Below are 4,827 nucleotides of genomic sequence, written 5' to 3'. Positions count from 1 at the left end.
CGGCGTCGGCGTAGAAGCCAGCGAAGTGGCGCACCACCTCGCCGACGGTCAACTCGTCGAACTCGCCGGTGCCCTGGAGCACGATGCCCACCCGGGAGCGCCAGTCACGCGCCGGCTGGCCGGGGGCGCGTGAGCCCCGCAGTCGCGACCCGAAGACGAGCGCAGGGTCGCTGCCGAGCACCGACACCTCGCCCGCGTCCCGCCGCCGGAAACCCTCCAGGATCTCCACCGTGGTCGTCTTGCCCGCACCGTTCGGACCGAGCAGGGCGAACACCTCACCCCGGCGTACGTCGAGGTCGACACCCGCCACCGCGACGGTGTCCCCGTACGCCTTGCGCAGCCCCCGGACGGAGATCGCGAACTCGTCATCCATGTCGTCAAGTGTGCGACCTGGCGGTGAGCCCGGCCCGGTCGGGGTTGTGGTGGTTCACGCCATGTCGGGCGCTTGCCACCCCGACGTCCGCTTCATGGAACTGTGTGGTTTACCACAGCACCCGTGACTGTGACGCATCAGTTACTCCGGCCGCACTTTGGCGTAGTCGGAATCTTCGCTGGTCGTGGCTGATCTGCCCGTGGTATTGGTGTCGGTGCCGCCGCCATGGCCATCGATTGATGTGGGCGGTGGTGCGGGCTTGGTGATCAGGTGTGCCAGCAGGCGTCTCACCCTCAGCGTTCCTTCGGCTGCCCCTTTTCCTCGCCGTAGTGGTCGGTGACGGCGAGGAAAGCGTGAGCGCACATCGCTGGGTCGATAGGCGTCGTAGCGGCGGATCTGGTGCTCGTCGAGGCCGACCTGTCCCTTCGCAGTCTGGAAGCAATCCTCGTCGCCCAGCGGATGCCGGCGACGCGGATCAGTTCCTCGTCACTGGTGTCGGTGGGGCCGTGGCACAGGTAGTGGGCCAACTCGTCGGGGTTAGTGATCGAGCGGCGGATCAGCAGCCAGCGGGCAAAGTCGTACTGGCCGGTGCCGGGCAGTGACGCGACGGCCCAGTCGTAGAGAGTGTCGGGCAACTCGTCCGGGCGTTGTGTTACGGCGAGACGCGTCGATGTTGTGTGCTCGAGACGTGATTTACCGACATGTCATCAAAGATCAAAAGCAAGCACACCCAGCGGCCGCTTGACAGACAGAGGCGCTATCAGCGATCCGCCGACGCCACCCGACCGGCGACACCCCCCGAATCATCCGCACGACCGGGGCAGCAAGTCATACCAGGCCGAGCGACCGAGGGTCCCCATCTGGGGACAGTCCAAAAGGTAACGGGCGCCCTGACCGGTCCGAGCCCGGTCGACCGGGGCAAGCCCGGCAGCAAGACCCACGCTCTGTCTGACCGCAACGGGCTGCCACCGTCCATCGGGGTGTCCGCGGCGAATACCCACGACAGCCTCTGCCTGGAATCCCTGATCCCGGCCATCCCCGCCGTCACTCCCGACGCTGACCCCGCCGCCGGTGCCTCGACAAGCTGCACGCCGAAAAGGGCTATGACTACCCACCCCACCTGCCGCGCAGGCTCCGCGGCCGCGGCATCCGACCCCGCATCGCCCGCCGGGGCATCGAGTCCTCACACCGACTCGCCGGCACCGGTGAGAGATCGAAAGGACGTTCGCCCAGCTCACCGGCTACTGTCGACTGACAGTGAGGATGTTCGAGGGATTCCTCCCGGCCCGGCCCGGCCTGACCGTCCGACTGACTGACCTGGGGTCTTCGCGCAGTTCCCGGCGACACCGGCCGGCTATCGCAAACCGACCGCCGATCCGCGCATGCAACCGATCCAACTCCGCCGCCCACGCATCGACATCCGACACCGCCACGGCAGACATCATGCACTACACCGGCATCCATAACGGGACTATCTCGCTAACGGCACCTCTCTGTGTCAAGGCGTTGGCAGCAGAGAGGTGCCGTTAGATCCACAGTCCCTCCATAACTGCCGTTGCAGTACTAGTAGTGCTTTGTTAGGTTGGGACGAGTTGGCGGCAGAGGGGGCAGAACCCGAGCCAGGTCGCGAGTAGGTACTGCAGTTGCCGGAGGACGGCGTACAGGCTCAGGTCTGCCCCGTTGCTTTTGGGTGTGCCCTCCGTAGTTGGGTGAGGAACAGTTGGGCGGTCGCGGCGAGGGTGACGTGGCGGTGCCAGCCGATCCAGGAACGGCCTTCGAAGTGGTCGAGCCCGAGTGCGGTCTTGAGTTCGCGGTAGTCGTGCTCGACACGCCAGCGGCTTTTGGCCAGGCGGACCAGTTCGGTCAAGGGTGTGTCGGCGGGCAGGTCGGACAGCCAGTAGTCGGTGGGTTCGTCCTGGTCAGGAGGCCATTGCACGAGCAGCCAGCATTCGGGCAGGACGCCGTCGTCGCCGCGGTGGGGTCCGCGCTGGATGGCCCGGCCGGCGGGACGCACCCGCAGGGCGAAGAAGTGCCCGGCCAGTTCGCTGGCAGGCTGGGCAGGGGCGCGGTCGGGTGCGGGTAGCCGGGCACGCCAGCGCACCAACGTCGTGGCGTCGGCGCCGTGGGCGAGGGCCAGGTCCTGCAGGCTGCGAGCAGGGTGGGGGTAGCGCGGTGTGGGATGGGGGCCGACGCCGGCGTAGGGGACCTCGACGGGTTGGGCGTCACCGGGTTGAGCCGTGGTGCTCGACGTGGTCGCCACGATGTAGCCGATGCCGCGTTCGGTCAGGCCCTGGCGGAACTCGGCGACCTGGCCGTAGCCGGCATCCGCGGTCAGCAGCGGCGGACGCAGCCCCCATGTGGCCAACTCGTCGAGCATCTCCAGGGCCATCAGCCACTTCGGCCGGTACCGCTCGGTGTCTGGCACCTTCGACGCCGCCCGCCGCCGGCGGATCTGCTCGATCTGCTCGGCAGGCGACGCCTGCTGGCGCACATGTGGTTTCTTCGCCCCGGCCTGGTCGCGCGTGACCGGCTGCTGGCGCAGCCTACGGGCGTGCGGGTTCGCGGGCTTGCCGTCCGGGCCGGGGACGCAGGTGTCGTCCCATGACTCCGGCACAAACAGCCGCCAGTTCAGCACCGCCGACGCGGCGTCGGTCGCCGCGTGGACGCTGACGGCGATCTGGCAGTTGGCGACCTTGCCGAGGGTGCCGGAGTACTGCCGGGCCACGCACGCCGACGCCTTGCCGTCCTTGGGAAACCCGGTGTCGTCCACCACCCACACCTGCGGCGTCACCACGTCGACCGCCGCCGTCGCCAGCCGTCGCCGCACACCACCGACGTCCCACGTGGAGGAAGTCAGAAACTGCTGCAACTGCTGGTGATCGACCCCGAGCCGCTCGGCCATCGGCTGCATCGACTTACGCCGGCCATCCAGCATCAGCCCCCGCAGATACCGCAGACCAGTCGCCCGCTGATCCGACCGCCGCAACCCCGCGAACACCCCCGCCGCGAAATCCTCCAACTGCCCCCGCACCCGGGCGAGTTCCCGCTCATCCACCGCCGCAGCCAAACACCGCGACGATAGTCATACAAGCGACACGCCGCCACGACTTAACAAAGCACTACTAGGGCGGGATGGGGCGGCGGCCGTGGGCTATGTGGCACCACTGTCCTTGGCGGGCCAGGGCCGGTGAGTTAGTAGTTGAGCTGGGTAAAAGATGCGGTCGCCTGTCCAGGCGGTGAAGTAGCCGTAGACGGTCCTGGCAGTCGGGAAGTCAATGCGGCAGGTAGCGCCAAGCGATGCCGGTGCGGTTGACGTAGAGGATTGCGTTGAGAATCCTCGCAGATCGTGGGTGGCTGGCGGTGCTTCTGCCGACCCGAACCAGAGTGTCATCATCGACCCTCCAGCCACCTCGCCGACAAGACCCAAGAAGGCAACCAAATGTAGTGGGAGTGATGAATCGCCTAGTTAGGGTTGCTACCCGTCACCAACGGTGATATACCGCGCCCTCGCGCAGCGTCTCGGGCCACCATCGTTCTTCGCTGGTTGACGAGGTTTACGCTGCCTTCCCCCTTGGTGCCTAACCCGGGTCCAACGCGGATAGAGCCCAGTCAGCTTTGCCAGTCACTACGGATGAAGGAATATAGGTACTGATCGTGCCAACGTCCGGCGCGCCACTGGGCGCTACGAATTCGCCCCTCCTGCAAGAAACCGGCCTTCTCCAGCGCTCGTTGCTCGGCGATGTTCTCGACGTCGGTAACCGCCTGCAGACGCTCGGCGCGGGTGTGGTTGAAAAGGTAGTCGCAAAGCAGCGCCTGGGCTTCCGTGCCAATGCCACGCCCACGGGCATCATGTCGCAAAAGGATGCCAATCTCCCAGCACCAACTGAGCCCCGCCGGACCCCAAGAACCCTTAAACCACTGCACAGTGCCGACTGCTTCCCCGTCCTGGTCGACAATCAACCGGCCGCCGTCTGGGGAGAGCAATCCGTTCGCGTCAAACTCAGCCTGCAAGCGCGGCGAGGAGTAGCCGAACCAAACAGTGTCTCCAATGTCTGGTCCGGTGAGGTGTTGCTGAGCAAAGATAATGTCTGCGCTGACGTAAGGGCGAATCGTAATCATGGGTCCTGTCGCATCCGATACCAATATCCATCGACGCAATCGATCATACTGCTGCAACCACACCACCCGCCATCCCATCGTGTGCGACGGACAATGATCGTTTACGGCTGGGTCTGGGTCTTCTGCTTGAGACGTCCGCAAGGGGTCTGGCCGCCGAGGCCGTCGTGCGGTCGATGGTAGTTGTAGAAGTCCTCCCACTCGCGGAGCTTGTCGTTGAAGACCTCGGCGTCGTCGATCACGACGCCGTCGAGCATCCGGCAGAACTCCTCGGCGGGGATGAGGTGTGAGCGTTCGATGCTCCTATGTTCGTCAAGCCGCTGTTGGAAGCGGGTTGA

At 65.9% G+C, this 4,827-nt stretch carries 5 protein-coding genes and 1 pseudogene; all 6 read right to left on the bottom strand.

Annotated features, from left to right (window positions below):
• Positions 1-373: ATP-binding cassette domain-containing protein (locus AB0873_RS31720; RefSeq protein WP_366604408.1), on the bottom strand; the 373-nt coding region annotated here is incomplete at its 3' end.
• A 293-nt stretch (positions 374-666) separates the two neighbouring features.
• A complete protein-coding gene (locus AB0873_RS31715) occupies positions 667-1,008 on the bottom strand; it encodes a hypothetical protein (protein ID WP_366604407.1) in 342 nt (113 codons plus the stop codon).
• A gap of 1,031 nt (positions 1,009-2,039) precedes the next feature.
• A complete protein-coding gene (locus tag AB0873_RS31710) occupies positions 2,040-3,428 on the bottom strand; it encodes a transposase (protein WP_366604406.1) in 1,389 nt (462 codons plus the stop codon).
• Positions 3,429-3,568: 140 nt separating this feature from the next.
• A pseudogene (locus AB0873_RS31705) lies at positions 3,569-3,708 on the bottom strand (transposase); the annotation flags it as partial.
• A 274-nt stretch (positions 3,709-3,982) separates the two neighbouring features.
• Complete coding sequence (locus tag AB0873_RS31700) at positions 3,983-4,558, bottom strand: GNAT family protein (protein ID WP_366604404.1); 576 nt, start codon at positions 4,556-4,558, stop codon at positions 3,983-3,985.
• Between the two features lie 35 nt (positions 4,559-4,593).
• Positions 4,594-4,827, bottom strand: a 234-nt coding sequence (locus tag AB0873_RS31695) for an integrase core domain-containing protein (RefSeq protein ID WP_366604402.1), incomplete at its 5' end; no start/stop codon positions are given.

It is taken from the genome of Micromonospora sp. NPDC047707 (assembly GCF_040704235.1).
Classification (GTDB): Bacteria; Actinomycetota; Actinomycetes; order Mycobacteriales; family Micromonosporaceae; genus Micromonospora.
Note: the sequence above shows the minus strand (reverse complement) of the source record. Positions and strands in the feature narration are given on the sequence as shown.